We start from the raw sequence: 19,466 nt of genomic DNA on the forward strand, positions 1-19,466 counted from the left end.
CCTTTACAGCTCTTTACTGGCCTGAACGCGGCCTGAAACGTTTATCAAAGACCTCAGGCGGACCAGCAATGGCCCGCCTTTTCTATTATTTCATGCTGTTAAGCATGGCCGTTACGTTATGGCGGAAGGCAGTGATATAGGTATCGGCCACGCCGCCTTTCTCCGTCAGCGCCTCTGGATAGAGTTCGCCACCCGGCTGCGCGCCTGTCGCCGATGCAATCTGTTTAACCAGACGTGGATCGGTCTGATTTTCAATAAAATAGCTGTGGATATGCTCGTTTTTTAACTGGGTAATCAGTCCGGCAACATCTGAAGCGCTGGCTTCGGACTCGGTAGAAAAGCCGACTGGCGACATAAAAGTCACGCCGTAACGCTGACCAAAATAGCCGAACGCGTCGTGGCTGGTCAGCACTTTCCGCTTAGCCGCCGGTATCGCGGCAAAGCTGTCTGCCGCCCACTTATCCTGTTTTTGTAGCTGGCTCAGGTAGGCCGCACCGCGCTGGCGAAATAAAGCGGCATCCTGTGGATCGGCCGCAATCAGGGCGTTCATTACGTTAGTCGCGTAGGTTTCGCCGTTTTTCATGCTGTTCCAGGCGTGCGGATCGGTAATTCTTTTACCGTCTTCTTCCATTGAACGCGTGGTAATACCTTTAGAGGCTACTACTACCTCACCTTTGTATGATGATGCTGAAATCAGGCGATCCATCCAGCCTTCCAGACCCAGACCGCTGACAAAAACGACATCTGCCTTTGCCAGCGCCTCGCTATCCTGCGGCGTAGGCTCAAAGCTGTGCGGATCGCCATTTGGCCCTACCAGGCTTTTCACATGCACACGGTCGCCGCCTATCTGTTTGACGATATCAGCCAGCACGGTAAAGCTGGCTACCGTATCCAGGGTCTTTGCCATTGCCAGCGGCGTTGCACACAGCGTTGCCAGTGCCAGCACAACAGGTAACTTCTTCATACTTTCTCCTTACCAACAAGAAAAGGACGCGCGCGCAGAATACCGCCGCACGGCCCCATTAAAATCGAGATGAAAAACAGAATAGCGGCGCAGAGCACCACGGCCGGGCCAGCAGGCAACGCTAGATAGAAAGAAGCCGTAAGCCCGCTAAGGCTGGCAATCAGTGCCAGCATGATGGCAGAGGCGATCATCCCTGGCAGTTCCTGACGCCAGAAACGTGCCGCCGCTGCCGGTAACATCATCAGGCCCACGCACATCAGCGTGCCCAGGACCTGGAAACCCGCCACCAGGTTGGTGACGACCAGTACCAAAAAAACGCCGTGCACCAGCGGCGCAGTCCAGCGGTTTTGCGCGCGTAGAAAGGTGGGATCGAAAGCATCGATAACCAGCGGACGATAAATCAGCGCCAGCGCCAGCAACGTCACGGAAGAGATAGCGCTGACCAGCAGAATTGACGGGTTATCTACGGCCAGTAAAGAGCCAAACAGGACGTGTAGCAGATCGACGCTGGAGCCGCGTAGCGAAACCAGCGTGACGCCCAGCGCCAGCGATCCCAGATAAAATCCGGCAAAGCTGGCATCTTCACGCAGCGGCGTATAGCGGCTTACCGCACCGGAAAGTAAAGCGACGGTCAAACCAGCAATCACGCCGCCCACGCCCATAGCCACCAGCGAAAGCCCGGAAATAAGGTAGCCAATGGCGGCACCGGGCAGAACCGCATGGGAAAGCGCATCGCCTACCAGGCTCATCCTGCGTAACAGAAGAAATACGCCAAGCGGCGTAGCGCTGAGCGAGAGTGCTACGCATGCCACCAGCGCGCGGCGCATAAAACCAAATTCAATAAAAGGATGGATAAGCGCCTGGATCATGCTGACTCCCGCTTCATTACCTGAGGATTATTTTCTGACCATTCGGCACAATCTGTAGTGAATCGCAGCGTTTGTGGGAAAAACCGATCGACCATAGTCTTATCGTGTAGCACCACAATCATGGTGCAGCCTGCCCGGTGTCTTGCAGTCAGTAGCGCAAGCAGAAGTTCGGTGGTCGCGGTATCGATGCCGGTAAAAGGCTCGTCCAACAGCAAAAGCGAAGCATCCTGTACCAGCAATCTGGCAAACAACACGCGCTGAAGCTGGCCGCCGGAAAGCGTGGCAGGCTGCGCTGTGGCGAAATCCTGCATATTAACCTGATGCAGCGCCGCTATGATTTTCTGCCTCATCTGACGGGTGATCCCGCCGAACCAGCCGCACTGCCGCCAGCAGCCCATGGCTACCAGATCAAAGACGCTAAGCGGAAAGTTTTTTTCAATTTCCGACTGTTGCGGAAGCCAGGCCATATCCAGCTGCGAGCGGGCTGGCGTAATATGCCCTGCTACGGGCGGAAGCAGCCCGGCCAGCGTTTTGAGAAACGTAGATTTGCCGCAGCCGTTAGCGCCAACCAAAGCGGTCATCGAACCCTGGTGGAAAACGCCATTCAATAAGGGGGTGACGGCGCGCCCCTGATAACCCGCCTCTAAATTAACCATATTTATCATCAGGATATCGCCCAATAAGTAGAGGCGCAGAGCAAAAGCGTGGCCACTGTCGCTAACAGAAGACGGGCACTGGCCGAGTGAGTAAACAGCGTATGCCGTGGGGTAAAATGCGGAAAAGCCATAAGCGTGATATCTATTATGTTATAACATAACACTAGCATATGACGTCTGCTGAAGCGGCGCAGGATAAAAATGTATCGGATTATTTCAGAAGGGACTTAACGAAGCGATAAGGTGTTATATAAAAATAATTCAACTTAAAAGGGTTTTACTGTCGCAGAAAAAGGTTTTCTCTACTAAAATAATTAACTGATAAATCATTAAGATAGTTATTTATCATTTTCAGCACCTTGATTATTTCTCTATTAGTGCCGATGATCTTTATAAGTAATTATTAACCCAGTGGAGAAAAAATGCGCAAAAGTATTACCGTCTCTTCTGCCGTTAATGCAGCAAACAGCAGCGAGCTGATTGCTATTATTCAGCAGAGCCTGCCTGAAATAGAAGATGAGCTAACCGGCTCTCTGTTATGGTATTCACAAAATGCGCGATATGTTCCCGAAACTTTAAAAATTATTTCTGTTGAACAAATGAGTGAGTCAGGCTACAAGATGACTTATAGCTTTCGCTGGAACGTCTTTAATGCCTGTCTGGATATAGATGCGGATGAAACAACCGTCCAGTCGGTAAATTTTGTGCATCAACATGGTGCATTAATTTTTGACTTTATCGACACGGAACAAGCAACCGCTGCCGATGAACTCTAGTTTTAAGTAATAGCATTAAATATAGCGCTTAAAAGGATCGTCTTTATTTATACTGTCTGAACGAAATTCAGCATCACTTCCTGGCTCGTCACGGCTGGAAAGCCCGTGACATACCATTTTTCACTCGCTATGGAGGGGAAAAAGATGGACGAATACTCACCGAAAAGGCATGATATTGCCCAGCTGAAATTTTTGTGTGAAAACCTGTATGATGAAAGTCTGGCCACGTTAGGTGACAGCCACCACGGCTGGGTCAACGATCCTACTTCAGCAATTAACCTGCAGCTCAATGACCTTATCGAGCATATTGCTGCTTTTACCATGAATTACAAAATCAAGCATATTGAAGATAGCGACCTGATTAGCCAGATTGATGAATATCTGGATGATACGTTCATGCTTTTTAGTAATTACGGCATTAACGTTCAGGATCTTCATCGCTGGCAAAAATCAGCCAAACGGCTCTTCAATGTTTTCATAGAGGAATGTGCTGTTGTCACCGCACAAGCAAGCCATTCATTTTAGTAACTTTTATTTTCTCAATGGTTTAATAATGACAGATAAACTTCTGACTAAAACTGATTATCTGATGCGTTTAAGACGATGCCGTTCAATTGACACGCTCGAACGCGTTATCGAAAAAAATAAATACGAATTATCTGATAATGAACTGGCGGTCTTTTATTCTGCTGCTGACCATCGCCTGGCTGAGCTGACGATGAATAAGCTTTACGATAAAGTACCGGTTTCTGTCTGGAAGTTCGTACGTTAATTTAATGAGAGCGGCAGGGGATTCACGGGAAGAATTGGGTGGGGGCCCTGCCAGCTACATCCCGGCACACGCGTCACCTGCTGCGGCTGCTTCCTTCCGGATCTGACCGAGTTCACAAGTTAGCGTTGCGGGAGAACCAACCGGGCCCCCATTGACGGCTCCATGTTATGGAGCGAGGGCATTATCAATGAACCCCCCGGCAATTGCAACCCCAGGGCGGACGACCGTTGTTTTCTTGCACAAAACCCGCTTTTTTACCGCCCCGCTCCCTTTTTACTGCACTTTTTGCAGGCATTCATTTCCGCTTCCGGCTGCTTCGGGCTACTGTATGGCAGGCAAAGGAGCACTCGTGACTGAACAAGATACCTTTCAACAGCGGATCTGGCAGATTGTGGCCGCTATCCCCACCGGGAAAGTAACTACCTATGGCGATGTGGCTCGCCTTGCAGGATCGCCACGTGCGGCACGTCAGGTTGGCGGCGTGCTAAAAAGATTGCCCGCAGGCAGCCGTCTGCCCTGGCATCGGGTAATTAATCGTTCTGGTGAAATCTCGCTAAAAGGTAGCGATCTGGATCGACAGCGTAATGCTCTGCTGGCTGAGGGCGTCGAGGTCGACAGCAGCGGAAAAATCGCGCTTGAACGCTATCGCTGGCAGGGATAAACCGCCCCGGCAGGGGCGGTAAGCAACGATTACAGCGAAGTTGGCGCAGGAACCGATGACGACGGACTTACCTGGGTAGGTGAAGTCGAAGGCAGCGTCGTTGCCGGGCCTGGCAACGTTGGTAACGGCGTTGAAACCACAGGAACCAGCGTCAGGTCCTGCTTTGTTCCTCCGTCAGTAATAACGGTTTTAACCGATTCGGTATTCATAACCACTTTGCCATCCACCACTACGGCAGCACTCAGCAGAATGCGGGCGTTTGGCTGGATATCGGCTGGATTAAACGGCAGGATAAACCTGAAAGGTGCCTGTTTGCCGTCGGTCAATACCACGCGTTGGGAAATAACTTTAGACGGCGCGTTAGCCACGGAAGCATCGGAGAGCGTTACGGTTAACGAGGCTTTTGGCGGCAGCATAATTTTCTGACGAATATAAACAGATCCGCTGACGTTCGGCTGACGAAGCGTGGTGGATTCCCCCGCTACTTTTGAAGCCAGCGTTGCTGTTGGCACATCTCTACCTTTATCAGCACATCCGGAAAGCGCAACCGCCAGAGCGGCGCCGGTCAGTACAGGCCAAAATTTCATTGATTTATTCTCCTTATGATCAATGCCAAAGTGATGACTTAACCGAAAGAGACAGAGAAAAGCTGTCTCGTAAGCCCTAAGTCTGGCACAGGTTAGCGATTTTCGCCTCCGGGCAGGATAACAAGTCATTAAAGGGGCAGAATATTTTGCCGGAACGTTGACGACAGCGTACCTGGTTTCGCAAACTGAAATAAGTTCGTTCACTGAGGAAGCCGCAATGAGTCAGGCACTACATGACCTGTTAAATTTATTGAATCTGGAAAAACTGGAAGAAGGTTTGTTTCGCGGTCAGAGTGAAGACCTGGGCCTGCGCCAGGTATTTGGCGGTCAGGTTGTTGGCCAGGCACTCTACGCCGCCAAGCAGACCGTTCCCGCTGAACGCATCATTCACTCTTTCCACAGCTATTTTTTACGGCCTGGCGACAGCCAGAAAGCCATTATTTATGATGTAGAAACGCTCCGTGATGGCCAGAGTTTTAGCGCACGCCGGGTCAGCGCGATACAAAACGGTCACCCTATTTTCTATATGACGGCCTCTTTCCAGGCTCCTGAGAGCGGCTTTGAACATCAAAAGCCAATGCCGCAGGTCGCAGGGCCGGATAACCTGCCGGCAGAAGGTGAAATTGCTAAACAGCTTTCACACTTTATTCCTGAAAAAGCGCGAGAAAAGTTTCTGTCGGAAAAACCTTTCGAAATCCGTCCGGTTAAGTTTCACAATCCGCTGAAGGGGCACGTTGATGAACCGGCGCGCCACGTCTGGATCCGCGCTAACGGTCCAATGCCGGATGATAAACGTATTCATCAATATCTGCTGGGCTACGCTTCCGATTTTAACTTCTTACCCGTTGCGTTACAGCCGCACGGTAAAGGTTTTCTGGAGCCTGGCATGCAGGTTGCCACTATCGATCATTCAATGTGGTTCCACCGCCCTTTCGATCTGAACCAGTGGTTGCTGTACAGCGTGGAAAGTACTTCTGCATCCAGTGCCAGAGGTTTTGTGCGCGGAGAGTTTTATACTCAGGAAGGCGTGCTGGTAGCCTCTACGGTGCAGGAAGGCGTCATACGATTACGTCAGTAGCGGCATAAAGAAACGGCTCCTGAACGGAGCCGTTTGCCTGTTACTGGTTATAGGCGTTCTCGCCGTGGCTATTAACGTCCAGTCCCTCGCGCTCGTGATCTTCCGGAACGCGCAGTCCTACCGTCATATCTGCTACTTTAAAGCCGACAAAAGCAACGACGCCAGTCCAGACAATGGTGATGCCTACGCTGTAAAGCTGTACCCAAACCTGATGCCCCATGGTGACGCCAGAAGCGTAGCCGACGCCGCCCAGCGAAGAGGAAGCAAAGATCCCGGTAAGAATACAGCCAACAATACCGCAGACGCCGTGCACGCCGAATACGTCACAAGGGTCATCAACGCGCAGCCATTTTTTCAGTACCGTCACGCCCCATAATCCTGCCAGGCCGCCAATAAGACCAATTACCAGCGCGCCGCCTACGCCAACGTAGCCGCAGGCCGGAGTGATAGCAACCAGACCTGCAATAGCGCCAGAGCAAACGCCCAGCAGCGAAGGCTTGCCGCGCAGCGCCCACTCGCCGAAGGTCCAGCTGAGCATCGCACCAGCCGTCGCCATAACGGTATTTAAAAAGGCCAGCGCCGCAATTTCGTTTGCTGCGCTTGCTGAACCAGCGTTAAAGCCAAACCAGCCCACATACAGGATTGCCGTACCGGTAAAGACCATAGGCAGGTTATGTGGTTTAAAAGCTTCTTTGCCGAAACCGGCACGCTTGCCGATCATGTAAGCGCCCACCAGACCGGCAACGGCCGCGTTGATGTGCACAACCGTTCCGCCCGCGAAGTCCAGCGCGCCATCCTGCGCCAGCAGACCGCCAGACCAGACCATGTGGGCAATCGGCAGGTAAGAAAAAGTGACCCAGATTGCCACAAAAATCAGTACCGCCGAGAAGCGAATACGTTCAGCAAGCGCGCCGACGATAAGCCCCACGGTGATACAGGCAAAAGAAGCCTGGAAAGAAACGTGGATATATTGATAAAACGTGCCGACCAGCGCGGTTAGCTGAATATTTTTTAACATCGCCATGCTGAAATCGCCAAAAAAGGCGTTACCTGCACTGAATGCCAGCGAGTAGCCGTATAGCATCCAGAGGACGCAAACCATCGCAAAAGTCACCGAAACCTGGGTCAGCATAGAGAGAACGTTTTTAGCGCGGATTAATCCGCCGTAAAAAAGCGCGATGCCGGGTAGGGTCATAAACAGCACCAGAGCGGTGCAAATCATCATAAAGGCGTTATCCGCTTTATCCGCCACGGCCGGGGTCGCCGCCATCGCAAGCGAAGGTAACAGGCAGAAGCTGGCAAGGCCAAACTTAGTCATTTTTTTCATTTATTCCATCCCATCACAATTCGTAGCCTGGAGATTACAGTGCGGCTTCGTCCGTTTCGCCCGTGCGAATCCGGATAACCCGCTGCAGTTCAGCGACAAAAATTTTACCGTCGCCAATTTTGCCGGTGTAGGCAGCTTTGCTAATGACATCAACTACTTCATCCAGCTGATCGTCGGCGATGGCGATATCGATTTTGACTTTTGGCAGGAAGTTCACGCTGTACTCAGCGCCGCGGTAAAGCTCGGCATGGCCTTTCTGGCGACCAAACCCTTTAACTTCAGTTACGGTCAATCCCTGAATGCCAATAGAAGAGAGTGCTTCTCGCACATCTTCTAATTTAAACGGTTTGATTACCACGGTAACCAGCTTCATACGATCCCCTCCAGGCAAAGAAAACGGTTGTTCCACCCTACACGAAGTGATTAAAGCAAAGGCTGTGCCATAAATATAAAAGCGGCGTGACAGGCCGTAAAATGAACGGGCGGCGCGTACGCACGGCTGTAATAAACCGCGCGGCTTGACCCATTGAGCATAGCGCATAAAAAAAACGCACCATAAAGGTGCGTCGCGCGTCAGCGTTGTGCAAAACGCCGTTTCTTTTCTGGTGGCCGCCTGCTTTTAGTGCAGCGAAGCGGCCAGCGCTGGCATTACGCTTCCTCGAGCTCCTCACCCACCAGCTGTAGCTGATACATCTGCCAGTAGCGTCCCTTCTTCTCAAGCAGCTGCTGATGGTTACCCTGCTCCGCTGCCTGCCCACGATGCAGCACCAGAATGGTGTCAGCTTCGGTAATCGTTGAAAGCCGATGTGCAATAACCACCAGCGTGGTCTGTTTACGCACAGCCTGTAGCGCTTTCTGAATGGCCTGCTCGGTGCCGGAATCTATGTTGGCCGTCGCTTCATCAAGGATCAGAATCTGCGGCGAAGCCACCAGGACGCGAGCCATCGCCAACAGCTGCTTTTGCCCAACGGAAAGGTTGTTCCCCTGTTCCCCAAGGCGGGTATAAATCCCCGCTGACAGCGAGCGCGCCAGCCCCGCCAGCTGTACCGTCTCCAGCGCCTGCCAGACGGCTTCTTCGCTAATCTCCCGCCCCAGCGCGACGTTCGCAAAAAACGTATCTGCCAGCACCACAGGATCCTGCTGTACCATCGCTACGCCCTGACGCAGCACGCTGTGGCTAAGCGAAGCCAGCGGCCTGTCGTCCAGCCTGATCTCTCCCTTACTCACCGGATAGTAGCCCATCAGCAGATTAGCCAGCGTGCTTTTGCCGCTGCCAGTGTGCCCGACCAGCGCGACGAAGCTACGCGAAGGCACTTCCAGAGTAATATCGGTAAGCACGTTACGATCGCCACGGTAGGCGAAGCTCAGGTTATCGATGGTAATACGCCCGGATGCCAGCGGCCGGATATCCTGTCCGTAGCGCTGGCGAGGCGCATCCATCAGTTCGAAAATACGTTCGCCAGCGACGACCGCCTGCTGCAACATTGATTGCTGCGTAGTGAGTTCAATCAGAGGCTCATTCAGCCTGCCAAGATAGCTGATAAAAGCGTACAGCACGCCTACTTCGAACGTGCCGTTAGCGGAAAAGCCAAACAGCATCATTAACCCACAAAGGATCAGCGCGGAAAAAAGGCTGAGGAGCGGTCGCAGGAGGAAGCCATCCAGCCGCAGCGTTTCCATTCTGGCCAGATAGTGCGAGCGGCTGGCCTCGTTCATCCGTTCGCCGAAGCGCGCCTGCTGGCGAAACTGTTGGATAACGCTCATGCCGTTAATGACTTCGTTAAAGCCATTATTGATATCGGCCAGATAGCTGCGCACGCGCCGTACAATCGGCGTGCTGTAGCGTTGGTAGATCAGCATTACGGCTATGACGGCCGGAAAAATAGTGATGGCAACCAGCGCCATACGCCAGTCCAGGCTAAACATTGCCACCAGCATTGCGCCAATCAGCGCCGCGCTGCGCAGTACCGTTGCCACAACGGTAACGTAAAGATCGCGAACCACCTCGGTATCGTTGGTCACGCGTGAGATAATTTGCCCAACCGGCTGGGTATCAAAAGCGCCAAGCGGCTGGCGCAGCGCGGCGTCCATTACGTCCGTACGCAAGCGCTGCACGACGCCAACGGCAGCTTCGTTAAATAGCAACGCCTGCCAGTAGTGCAGCGCAGCAGCCAGCGCCTGCAGCAGAATGAAACTTACCGCCAGGCCAGCGACCAGGCCAAACGGCATATGGTGTTTAGCCACCATATTGTCAATAAAATAGCTGACCAGTACCGGCCCGAGCACTTCAGCCGCGGCGGCTATCCACAGCAGCAGTACCGCCAGACCAAGCGACTTACGCCACGGCGAGCCATAGCTCAGCAGACGCCTGAGCGTCGGCCAGAGCTGATTAAGATTCGCCATGCGGTACCCCTTTCTCAATATCATCCTCGTCCAGTGCGGCTTCCAGCTGCTGGTAACGATACATATCCTGATACCAGCCTTGCTGTTCCAGCAGCGCGCCGTGCTGGCCGCGCTGCGCCACCGTCCCCTGTTGCATCACCAGGATCTCGCTGGCTTCCGTTAGCGCAGAGAGGCGATGGGCGCTGATAATCACGGTTCTGCCCGCGCCCCATTTCCTTAAATTATGCAAAATCTGGTGCTCCGTACGCCCATCAACCGCTGAAAGCGCATCGTCCAGAATCAAAATCTCGGCGTTCAGTAACAAAGCCCTGGCTATCGAAATACGCTGCTTCTGGCCGCCGGAAAGCATCACGCCGCGCTCGCCTACTTCCGTCTCGTAGCCCTGCGGCAGCCGCAGTATATCTTCATGGACATTGGCCAGCCTTGCCGCTTTTTCAATATCGCTTTGCTGGGCCGCAGGACGCCCGAGCGCAATATTGTTCGCTACGGTATCGGAAAACAAAAACGGCGTCTGGCTGACCACGGCCATCCGGCTGCGCCAGCTGTCCAGCCGCAGCTGCGTAAGGGGAATACCGTGATAGCGAATATCGCCCTGCGCAATATCAAAGTGGCGCTGGATCAGGCTCAGCAACGTGCTTTTCCCGGATCCCGTTGGGCCGCACAGTCCCAGCATCTGGCCGGGCTTAAGATTAACGTTAACGTGCCGTAGCGAAGGCTGTTGCGCACCGGGATAGCAGAACTCACGAATGGCGATTTGCAGCTGTCCGCGCTCTTCCGGCAGCGTTTTGCTGCCATCTTCAACGGCGGGTGCTTCAGACAGCAGCGCGCGGATACGGCTCCAGGCCGCACTGCCGCGCTCGACGATATTAAACATCCAGGCAAGGGCCAGCATGGGCCAGATCATCAGCCCCAGGTACATAACAAAGCTGGTCAGCTGGCCCAGCGTCATGTTGCCGTGCCAGACCAGCCAGCTGCCGCCGCCAATCGCCAGCAGGTTCGATAAGCCAATGGCAATATAGATAGTGGGATCGAAACGGGCATCGATGCGGGCCACGCGCAGGTTTTTTTGTCCGGTATCGCGTGCGATATCAGCAAACTGAGCGGACTGATGGTTTTCCAGGCCAAACGCCTTGATCATGCGGATACTGGTCAGGCTCTCCTGCGTACGGTCGTTAAGGGAGGAAAACGCGGCCTGAGCATCCTTAAACCGGTGATGCAGCTGGTCACCATAACGTTTGATGACGATAGCCATAACCGGCATCGGCAGTAGCGCCAGCAGCGTTAGCTGCCAGCTAATCTGGGTGCTCATCACTATCAGTACCGCCAGCCCCATCACCAGTGAATCAACCAGCGTCAGTACGCCCTCTCCGGCAGCAAAAACGACGCGGTCCACGTCATTGGTGGCGCGGGCGATAAGATCCCCGGTACGATGCCGCAGATAAAATTCAGGATGCTGGCGGCTAAGCTGGCGGTAAAAATCCTGGCGAAGCTCGACGGCCAGCTGATAAGAAGCCCCGAACAGCAGCACGCGCCAGACATAGCGCAGCAGGTAGACCACCACGGCCGTCAGCAGCATTACGCCAATCCACATCATCAGGCGTGGCCCGCTCATTTGCTGATGGGAGATGCCATCAACGACGGTCCCGACTATTTTCGGCGGCAGAAGCTGCAGGATGGCAATGACGATCAGCAGAAAAACGGCCCCAAGGTAGCGTCGCCACTCGCGTAAAAAGTACCAGCTCAATTGGCTAAAAAGTCGCACAATAAACGTCCTGGTTAAGTTTGGGCAGGCGCTTTACCTGAACAGGAGCGCCAGTCTATTTATCTCTTCCGCAATAAAAGCGGCTATCTTGTTCAGGCCGGCGCCAGGCTGGCCAGATGCTGACAGAAGAGCTCGGTGTTTTTATCTTTGCAGCGTAACCGGGCAATAATGCTGTCAGCCAGCCCTGTGGTAAAACGACACGGGCGCGAATATAGCTTTCCTCTTCCAGCCTTTTCAAGCCTTTCCAGCAAGGCGTGGTTGTAAAATACCCGCTTACCGCTGGCGTTTGTATCAATAGCATACAGCCCCGTTACCTTAAACGCAGGCGTTCAACATACTTTTTATCTGTTGCGGCAGAATTTTGTAGCAGAAATTTCTATTAAGTTACTACTTTACAGTGAATAAACTAAATTTTTTCCCCTTAATGCCTTATACCTTAAAACGGCGAAAATAAACGCACTGGTCTTATGCTGCCGCAGGACGAAACGGTGGCACCCGGCAAGACTACCTTTCTGGCCGGGCAGGCAGTACCATATCGCACAACAGATTAATGAGGTAAACATATGAAACGTGCAGTAGTGGTTTTCAGCGGCGGCCAGGATTCTACCACCTGCCTGATCCAGGCATTACACCAGTATGACGAGGTCCATTGCCTGACGTTTGACTATGGCCAGCGCCACCGCGCGGAAATCGACACGGCTCGGGTGCTGTCGCAGTCTCTCGGCGCACGAGCGCACAAGGTGCTGGACGTAACGCTACTGAACGAGCTGGCCGTCAGCAGCCTGACCCGCGACAGCATTCCCGTTCCGGCCTACGATCCTGATGCCAGCGGCCTGCCCAGCACCTTTGTGCCCGGCCGTAATATTCTTTTTCTGACGCTGGCTTCTGTTTACGCTTATCAGGTAGAAGCCGAAGCGGTGATTACCGGCGTTTGTGAAACCGATTTTTCTGGCTATCCCGACTGTCGCGACGAGTTTGTCAAAGCGTTAAACCATGCCGTCGAGCTGGGCATGGCGCGACCTGTGCGTTTTGAAACGCCGCTGATGTGGCTGAACAAAGCTGAAACCTGGGCACTGGCGGACTACTGGCAGCAGCTGGCGCTGGTACGCAGCGAGACCCTGACCTGCTACAACGGCATTAAAGGCCATGGCTGCGGCGACTGCGCCGCCTGTCATCTGCGTGCTAACGGCCTGCGGGACTATCAGTCTGACAGCACGGCCGTTATGCAGGAGATGCAGCGCAAAACCGGCCTGCGCTAACCGGGTAGCTCCCGTCACCGTCGGCTTATTGCACCACGGACGACAGCAGCGGCATCAGTCACCGTGGCTTATTGCGCCACGGTCGACAGCAGCGGCATCAGTCACCGTGGCTTATCGCACCACGGACGACAGCAGCGGCATCAGTCACCGTGGGCTTATTCCACCAGCATCTGCCGCATCTTCTGCTCCAGCTCTCCCGTCATCGGCTGCGCTTTTTGCGTGCGCAGATCGATGCAGACAAAGGTCAGCGTAGCGTCAGCAATGGCTTCGCCAGTCGGCTGTAGCGTGACCGTCTGGCCTATTACCCCACTTTTCCCGCCCAGTTGTAACAGCTGGCTGTTGATGGCCAGCAGATCGCCCAGTACGGCCGGTCGGCGATAGTTAATATTGATATTAACCACCACAAAGGCCAGCCGGTTGTTATTCATCCAGTGAAAAGCCTCCATTCTTTCCAGCCAGGCCCAGCGTGCTTCCTCAAGAAATTCCAGGTAGCGGGCGTTATTGACGTGCTGATAGACATCCAGGTGATAACCGCGAACTTTAATTGTTGTTTCCATAGCCTGCCTCTGAAAAAAAGGCCATACCCACTGGTATGACCTCTTACAGAATAGCAGCCCGTCACGCTACGCAAACTGCCGGAAAAGGAGCCCGCGAACTTCATCACAGTTTCCGCCATGCAGCGTGACGGTTTTACTGCATGCGTACGGCTTGCGTAATCAGGTATAGCGCTTTGGCCACGACACATTAAAGCTTTATAGCGCTTTAACTATGGTACGTTAAGGCCTCCGCAACCGGGTACAGCGCTTTGGCCATGACACATTAAAGCTTCAGCTGTATGGCATAACGCTTCAGCAACGGTACGTTACGGCTTCCGCAACCGGGTATAGCGCGCTGGCCACGCGTTACAGCTTCAGCCGTGGAAGATTGCGCTCTACCAGCGCGTTGCCTATCCCCGGTACCTCTTTCAGCTGATCTATTTGGGTAAAAGGGCCATATTGCTCACGGTAGCTGATAATGGCCTGCGCTTTTTTTATTCCAACGCCGTTCATAACGGCGCTAAGCTCTTCGGCCGTCGCATGGTTAATGCTCACCTGTTCTTGCGACGCGGCAGCTTTTTGCGTGCTCGCCTGCGGCGCGCTGACGTTATCGACAGCCGGATCGGCATAAAGCGGCGAAGCGCCCCCCAGTAACAGGGTAAAACCTAAAGCCAGTAGTTTGTTTTGCATGCTGTTCTCCTCCATGTGTTTGACAGCAGGCTCAGCCTACGCCCGGCTTTCAGTCACGACAAACGGCAGATCACAGAAATGGAAAAGGCCGCATAAGCGGCCTTTGAGTTTGCAACGGGTTGCAGAATTTTTGCGAGGCTTATTGCGCCTGCGCCGCTGCGCCGTACTTGATTTTGGCTTCCTTACGCAGATTGCTCAGCAAGGCTTCAAAGGCGATTTGCGCGTTGTTTTGCGTAATGCCCTGAACCATTGCCTTCTTCTGCGCGTCCGGCATGGTGCCGCGGCGAACCTGATCCAGCGCCAGTACCACAACATTACCTTTGCCGTCTTCGCTCACGCCATACACCGGCTTATCTTTTTCCGGCAGCGCCAGCGTAAACGCCGTCTGGGTCAGCTGGTCCTGGCCCGCACGGGTCAGCGTTTGCTGCGCGCCAAAGCTAAGGCCAGCGGCTTTCATCGCTTCATCGCCTTTGCCCGCTTTCAGCTCGGTCAGCAGTTTTTCTGCCTGCGCCTTCGCCTGAGCCTGCGCCTTCTGGTTTTTCAGCGTCGCCACGATCTCTGCGTTGACTTCATTCAGAGGCTTAACCGCTTCAGGTTTATGCGCGGTGATGCGCAGAACAAAAGCACGGTCGCCGTCTACGGTAATGATGTCGGAGTTACTGCCCGGCGCGCCATTTTCACCCAGCAGGCCGCCGTTAAAGATGGCCTGCTCAACCGGCTGGAAGTTCAGCTCGGCTGGCGGTGCATCGTGGCTGAACCAGCCTGTTTCCACCGCTTTGACGCCTGCCACTTCTTCCGCACTTGCCAGCGATTCGTTATCGTTGCTGGCGGCATCGCTGACTTTTTGCTGCAGCTTATAGTAAGCATCGACAGCGGTTTCATGCTTCACCTTAGCGGCAATTTCATCATGAACAGCGGCAAGCGGTTTAATCTGCTGCGGCTGCACATCGTCCAGACGGGCAACGATAAAGCCAACGGAAGATTTGATTACGCCCGACAGCTGGCCCTTCTGCGTCAGGCCCGCGCCTTTCAGCTCGTCCGGCGTGGTATCCGGCTCCAGCCAGCCCATATCGCCGCCTTTGCGGGCTGAGATAGGGTCAATGGACTTCTCTTTTGCCAGCGCGGCAAAATCACTGCCCTTGTTTAAAGCATCCAGCACCGCTTTGGCATCCGCTTCGGTTTTGGTCTGAATGATGCTGAAACGGCTGCGTTGCGGCTGGGTATAGTCCTGCTGATGGCTGGCGTACCAGCTCTGGATGTCGCTCTCGCTGGGGTCTTTCTGCAGCGAAGCCGCATCCAGCTTGATATAGCTGACGCGGAACTGCTCTGGTGCCATAAAGCTGTTTTTGTTCTGCTCGTAGTAGTTTTTGACTTCTTCGTCGCTGACGGTCTGCTTCGCTGCCAGCGCCGCTACGTCGATAGTCGCTTCACGCACCAGACGCTCCTGAGACACCAGCGCGGCCAGCGAATCGGTTTCGCCTGGCAGCATAAAGTCGGTGCCGGTGACGGAAGCGATCAGCTGCTGCGTGGTCATCTGCTTGCGCAGTGCCTGAGCATACTGGTCGGCCGTAATGCCCATCTGGTTGATAATTGCCAGATATTTAGCATTATCAAACTTGCCGTTGGTCTGGAAAGCCGGCTGGCTGAAGATAGCCTGCTTGATTTGCGCGTCGCTGATGGCCAGATGCAGATTTTTTGCATATTGATCCAGCAGCGCCTCATCGATCAGCTGCGAAAGCGCCTGCTGACGAATCTGCTGCAAATAGGCTGGATTGCTTGCCAGCTGAGAGAACTGGTCGCCTAACATATCCTGCTGGCGCGAACGTTCATTGCCAAACGCTCTTTCCAGCTGTGCACGGCTGATTTCTTGTCCGTTAACTTTGGCTGCATAATCCCCGTTGCCGCCGATCAGGTAGTTGCCCACCCCGGTCAACACAAAAGACAGGATGATCAGACCCAGTATAATTTTGAGCACGACATGGTTCGACGCCGCGCGTAAATTGTCCATCATGGTGTGACAACACTCCGCTGTGTAATGAATGTAAACCCTTGCGCTGGCGACCCGTTTCCCGGGGACGCGCTACGCCGCTGCGTATCAGGCTCGCGACCGTTAAAACAAAAAAGGCACATCATTGTGCTGATGTGCCCCGTATGGTACATGAGAACGTCAGGACAATCCTCATTCCACCGAAGTATTTGCGCTAAATGCCGTTAATTAACCGCGTCTTTCAGCGCTTTACCGGCGCGGAAGCCCGGTACTTTACCGGCTGGAATGGTGATTTCTTTGCCGGTCTGAGGATTGCGTCCGGTACGCTCCGCGCGGTCACGTACGGAAAAAGTACCGAATCCTACCAGCGCAACTTCATCGCCTGCTTTCAGTGAATCCGTTACCGCTTCAATGAAGGCATCTAATACACGTCCTGCCGCCGCTTTAGAAATATCCGCACTGGCAGCAATATTGTCGATCAACTGTGACTTATTCACTCAATCATCCCCTATTTTTATTCGCTTCGCCGACGGTGTTTTCCGTAACGAATGCGTATCAGTTTTCATTTGCTGAGTCGTAAAGGCACGGTTGGTACAAACCTTCACCGGCTTAACAGCCCCCTAAATTAACGGCACAAAAAAAAGCTGGCAAGTCCGAATTCGTTTGCCAGCTCTGGATTTAGGGTGTTTTTGTCTTACATCACTATTTAGCGGTAGCAACCTGCATGCCGTAAGGCGCGTTTTGCAGTGCCAGCGTCAGGACTTCTTCAATGCGCTTAACCGGGTGGATATCCAGATCGGCAATCACATTATCCGGAATTTCTTCCAGATCGCGCTTGTTTTCGTCCGGGATCAGCACGGTTTTGATACCGCCGCGATGAGCTGCCAGCAGCTTCTCTTTCAGGCCGCCAATTGGCAGAACCTGACCGCGCAGCGTGATTTCACCCGTCATTGCCACATCGGCGCGCACCGGGTTACCGGTCAGACAGGAAACCAGTGCGGTACACATAGCAATACCGGCGCTTGGACCATCTTTCGGCGTCGCGCCTTCCGGTACGTGTACGTGGATGTCACGCTTCTCGTAGAAGTCGCCGTTGATACCCAGCTTCTCTGCGCGAGCACGTACCACGGTCAGCGCGGCCTGGATAGACTCCTGCATCACTTCGCCCAGCGATCCGGTATAGGTCAGCTTGCCTTTACCCGGTACGCAGGCGGTTTCGATGGTCAGCAGATCGCCGCCGACTTCGGTCCATGCCAGACCCGTTACCTGACCCACGCGGTTTTCGCTGTCGGCGCGACCATAGTCATAACGCTGTACGCCCAGGAAATCTTTCAGGTTGTCCGCGTTAATTTCAATATGGCTAACGCTCTTGTCCATCAGCAGCGTTTTCACTGCTTTACGGCACAGCTTGGACAGTTCACGCTCAAGGCTACGCACGCCCGCTTCACGCGTGTAGTAACGGATGATGCTGACAATCGCGCTGTCATCTACCGTCAACTCGCTGGCTTTCAGCGCGTTGCGTTCAATCTGCTTGGACAGCAGGTGCTGTTTGGCAATATTGAGCTTTTCATCTTCGGTATAGCCCGACAGCCTGATCACTTCCATACGGTCCAGCAACGGAGCCGGAATGTTCATGGAGTTAGAGGTTGCGACAAACATCACGTCGGACAGATCGTAGTCAACTTCCAGATAATGGTCGTTGAACGCGATGTTCTGCTCGGGATCTAACACTTCCAGCAGCGCCGAAGCCGGATCGCCACGCATATCCGAGGACATTTTGTCGATTTCATCCAGCAGGAAAAGCGGGTTTTTCACGCCAACTTTGGCCATTTTCTGGATAAGCTTGCCCGGCATAGAACCGATATAGGTACGGCGATGACCACGGATTTCCGCTTCATCACGTACGCCACCCAGCGCCATACGCACATATTTGCGGCCGGTCGCCTTCGCGATGGACTGACCCAGGGAGGTTTTACCCACTCCTGGCGGCCCAACCAGGCACAGGATCGGCCCTTTGATTTTGCTGACGCGGCTCTGTACGGCCAAATATTCCAGGATACGGTCTTTTACCCGCTCCAGGCCAAAGTGATCGGTATCCAGCGTTTCCTGCGCTTTAACCAGGTCTTTTTTCACTTTGCTGCGCGCGTTCCACGGCACCTGCACCATCCAGTCGATATAGCCGCGTACCACGGTGGCTTCCGCAGACATTGGCGACATCATCTTCAGCTTTTGCAGCTCGGCTTCGGTTTTTTCACGCGCTTCTTTCGGCATTTTCGCCGCGTCGATTTTGCGTTTCAGCGCTTCGTTTTCGTCAGGCGCATCGTCCATTTCGCCCAGCTCTTTCTGAATCGCCTTCATCTGTTCGTTCAGATAGTATTCGCGCTGGCTTTTTTCCATCTGCTTTTTAACGCGGTTGCGGATGCGTTTTTCAACCTGCAGCAGATCGATTTCCGACTCCATCATCGCCATCAGATATTCCAGACGCTCGTTGACGTCGGACATCTCCAGCACGGACTGCTTGTCGGCCAGCTTCAGCGGCATGTGGGCCGCCACGGTATCCGCAAGGCGCGCCGCGTCTTCAATACTGTTCAGCGAGGTCAGCACTTCCGGCGGGATTTTTTTGTTCAGTTTGATATAGCCTTCAAACTGATTGATCGCCGTACGGACCAGTACTTCCTGCTCGCGTTCGTCAATCTCAGGCGAAGCCAGGTATTCCGCCTGAGCGGTAAAATGATCGCCGTTATCGGCAAGCGTGGTGATATGCGCGCGCTGCAGACCTTCAACCAGCACTTTTACCGTGCCGTCAGGCAGTTTCAGCATCTGTAAAATTGACGCTACGGTCCCTACAGAGAAGAGATCGTTAATGCCAGGTTCATCCGTTGAAGCCTCTTTCTGCGCGACCAGCATGATCTTTTTGTCATGATCCATGGCGGCTTCAAGGCAGCGAATTGATTTTTCACGGCCTACAAACAACGGAATTACCATGTGCGGATAAACCACTACGTCACGCAACGGCAACACAGGGATTTCAATGCGTTCAGAACGCTCAGGATTCATAGAGCTCTCTCTTAGTTTAATTTCCGCCAGGGTGAGGGGAACCGCAATGGTCAGGCATGCAGTTTTACCCACAGGTAGTTGA

The 19,466-nt window shown here is 53.7% G+C and carries 19 protein-coding genes, 1 other RNA gene and 1 pseudogene; 6 read left to right on the forward strand and 15 right to left on the reverse strand.

Annotated elements, in window-relative coordinates:
• Positions 1–85: 85 nt before the first annotated feature.
• From ACMGGR_RS15850 to ACMGGR_RS15860, 3 genes are read right to left on the reverse strand one after another with little or no spacing between them, the layout of a single operon-like run.
• Positions 86–964, reverse strand: coding sequence for a metal ABC transporter substrate-binding protein (locus ACMGGR_RS15850; protein WP_414147308.1), 879 nt, complete (start codon positions 962–964; stop codon positions 86–88).
• Positions 961–1,833: a metal ABC transporter permease gene (locus tag ACMGGR_RS15855; RefSeq protein ID WP_414147309.1), complete on the reverse strand. Its 873-nt coding sequence runs from the start codon at positions 1,831–1,833 to the stop codon at positions 961–963. Before ACMGGR_RS15855 ends, ACMGGR_RS15850 begins: the two co-directional genes overlap by 4 nt.
• Positions 1,830–2,489: a metal ABC transporter ATP-binding protein gene (locus ACMGGR_RS15860; protein ID WP_414147310.1), complete on the reverse strand. Its 660-nt coding sequence runs from the start codon at positions 2,487–2,489 to the stop codon at positions 1,830–1,832. The genes ACMGGR_RS15855 and ACMGGR_RS15860 overlap by 4 nt, the downstream gene beginning before the upstream one ends.
• A gap of 422 nt (positions 2,490–2,911) precedes the next feature.
• On the opposite strand from ACMGGR_RS15860, the gene ACMGGR_RS15865 reads away from it, so the two are divergent.
• The 3 genes from ACMGGR_RS15865 to ACMGGR_RS15875 all read left to right on the forward strand — a co-directional run bounded on the left by ACMGGR_RS15865 (position 2,912) and on the right by ACMGGR_RS15875 (position 4,037).
• Positions 2,912–3,265 carry a hypothetical protein gene (locus ACMGGR_RS15865; RefSeq protein WP_246758576.1) on the forward strand — a complete coding sequence of 118 codons (354 nt, stop codon included), beginning with the start codon at positions 2,912–2,914 and terminating at the stop codon, positions 3,263–3,265.
• A 144-nt stretch (positions 3,266–3,409) separates the two neighbouring features.
• Complete coding sequence (tomB, locus tag ACMGGR_RS15870) at positions 3,410–3,790, forward strand: Hha toxicity modulator TomB (protein WP_246758575.1); 381 nt, start codon at positions 3,410–3,412, stop codon at positions 3,788–3,790.
• A 28-nt stretch (positions 3,791–3,818) separates the two neighbouring features.
• Positions 3,819–4,037 (forward strand): HHA domain-containing protein, encoded by a 219-nt coding sequence (locus ACMGGR_RS15875; RefSeq protein ID WP_125288446.1) that lies wholly within the window; start codon positions 3,819–3,821, stop codon positions 4,035–4,037.
• 45 nt (positions 4,038–4,082) lie between these two features.
• Here ACMGGR_RS15875 and ffs read toward each other — a convergent pair.
• Positions 4,083–4,179: signal recognition particle sRNA small type (gene ffs, locus ACMGGR_RS15880), an RNA gene on the reverse strand.
• 207 nt (positions 4,180–4,386) lie between these two features.
• On the opposite strand from ffs, the gene ACMGGR_RS15885 reads away from it, so the two are divergent.
• Complete coding sequence (locus ACMGGR_RS15885; RefSeq protein ID WP_246758573.1) at positions 4,387–4,698, forward strand: MGMT family protein; 312 nt, start codon at positions 4,387–4,389, stop codon at positions 4,696–4,698.
• A gap of 29 nt (positions 4,699–4,727) precedes the next feature.
• On the opposite strand, the gene ACMGGR_RS15890 is transcribed toward ACMGGR_RS15885, so the two are convergent.
• A complete protein-coding gene (locus ACMGGR_RS15890) occupies positions 4,728–5,285 on the reverse strand; it encodes a YbaY family lipoprotein (protein ID WP_246758571.1) in 558 nt (185 codons plus the stop codon).
• Between the two features lie 217 nt (positions 5,286–5,502).
• Here ACMGGR_RS15890 and tesB point away from each other — a divergent pair, with 217 nt between their 5' ends.
• Complete coding sequence (gene tesB / locus ACMGGR_RS15895; protein WP_414147311.1) at positions 5,503–6,363, forward strand: acyl-CoA thioesterase II; 861 nt, start codon at positions 5,503–5,505, stop codon at positions 6,361–6,363.
• A 40-nt stretch (positions 6,364–6,403) separates the two neighbouring features.
• On the opposite strand, the gene amtB is transcribed toward tesB, so the two are convergent.
• From amtB to ACMGGR_RS15920, 5 genes and pseudogenes are all read right to left on the reverse strand, one after another.
• On the reverse strand, positions 6,404–7,690 hold the full coding sequence (amtB, locus tag ACMGGR_RS15900; RefSeq protein ID WP_246758569.1) for an ammonium transporter AmtB: 1,287 nt from the start codon (positions 7,688–7,690) through the stop codon (positions 6,404–6,406).
• A gap of 34 nt (positions 7,691–7,724) precedes the next feature.
• Positions 7,725–8,063 (reverse strand): P-II family nitrogen regulator, encoded by a 339-nt coding sequence (gene glnK / locus ACMGGR_RS15905; RefSeq protein WP_007886947.1) that lies wholly within the window; start codon positions 8,061–8,063, stop codon positions 7,725–7,727.
• Positions 8,064–8,338: 275 nt separating this feature from the next.
• Positions 8,339–10,093: a SmdB family multidrug efflux ABC transporter permease/ATP-binding protein gene (locus tag ACMGGR_RS15910; protein ID WP_246758568.1), complete on the reverse strand. Its 1,755-nt coding sequence runs from the start codon at positions 10,091–10,093 to the stop codon at positions 8,339–8,341.
• Positions 10,080–11,855: a SmdA family multidrug ABC transporter permease/ATP-binding protein gene (locus ACMGGR_RS15915; protein WP_246758567.1), complete on the reverse strand. Its 1,776-nt coding sequence runs from the start codon at positions 11,853–11,855 to the stop codon at positions 10,080–10,082. Before ACMGGR_RS15915 ends, ACMGGR_RS15910 begins: the two co-directional genes overlap by 14 nt.
• A gap of 181 nt (positions 11,856–12,036) precedes the next feature.
• Positions 12,037–12,156: pseudogene (locus tag ACMGGR_RS15920) on the reverse strand (transcriptional regulator); the annotation flags it as partial.
• A 262-nt stretch (positions 12,157–12,418) separates the two neighbouring features.
• Between ACMGGR_RS15920 and queC the strand changes: the two are divergent.
• Positions 12,419–13,114 carry a 7-cyano-7-deazaguanine synthase QueC gene (queC, locus tag ACMGGR_RS15925; RefSeq protein WP_414147312.1) on the forward strand — a complete coding sequence of 232 codons (696 nt, stop codon included), beginning with the start codon at positions 12,419–12,421 and terminating at the stop codon, positions 13,112–13,114.
• Positions 13,115–13,269: 155 nt separating this feature from the next.
• Here queC and ACMGGR_RS15930 read toward each other — a convergent pair whose 3' ends face one another.
• The 5 genes from ACMGGR_RS15930 to lon all read right to left on the reverse strand — a co-directional run bounded on the left by ACMGGR_RS15930 (position 13,270) and on the right by lon (position 19,384).
• Positions 13,270–13,671: an acyl-CoA thioesterase gene (locus ACMGGR_RS15930; RefSeq protein ID WP_246758565.1), complete on the reverse strand. Its 402-nt coding sequence runs from the start codon at positions 13,669–13,671 to the stop codon at positions 13,270–13,272.
• Positions 13,672–14,016: 345 nt separating this feature from the next.
• Positions 14,017–14,340 carry a ComEA family DNA-binding protein gene (locus tag ACMGGR_RS15935; protein WP_414147313.1) on the reverse strand — a complete coding sequence of 108 codons (324 nt, stop codon included), beginning with the start codon at positions 14,338–14,340 and terminating at the stop codon, positions 14,017–14,019.
• 139 nt (positions 14,341–14,479) lie between these two features.
• On the reverse strand, positions 14,480–16,351 hold the full coding sequence (gene ppiD / locus ACMGGR_RS15940; RefSeq protein ID WP_414147314.1) for a peptidylprolyl isomerase: 1,872 nt from the start codon (positions 16,349–16,351) through the stop codon (positions 14,480–14,482).
• Between the two features lie 200 nt (positions 16,352–16,551).
• Positions 16,552–16,824, reverse strand: coding sequence for a nucleoid-associated protein HU-beta (gene hupB, locus ACMGGR_RS15945; protein WP_246758560.1), 273 nt, complete (start codon positions 16,822–16,824; stop codon positions 16,552–16,554).
• 205 nt (positions 16,825–17,029) lie between these two features.
• Positions 17,030–19,384, reverse strand: a complete 2,355-nt coding sequence (gene lon / locus ACMGGR_RS15950; protein ID WP_246758559.1) for an endopeptidase La — start codon at positions 19,382–19,384, stop codon at positions 17,030–17,032.
• Between the last annotated feature and the right edge of the window lie 82 nt (positions 19,385–19,466).

Source organism: Erwinia sp. BNK-24-b (assembly GCF_047456155.1).
Lineage (GTDB): Bacteria > Pseudomonadota > Gammaproteobacteria > Enterobacterales > Enterobacteriaceae > Erwinia > Erwinia phyllosphaerae.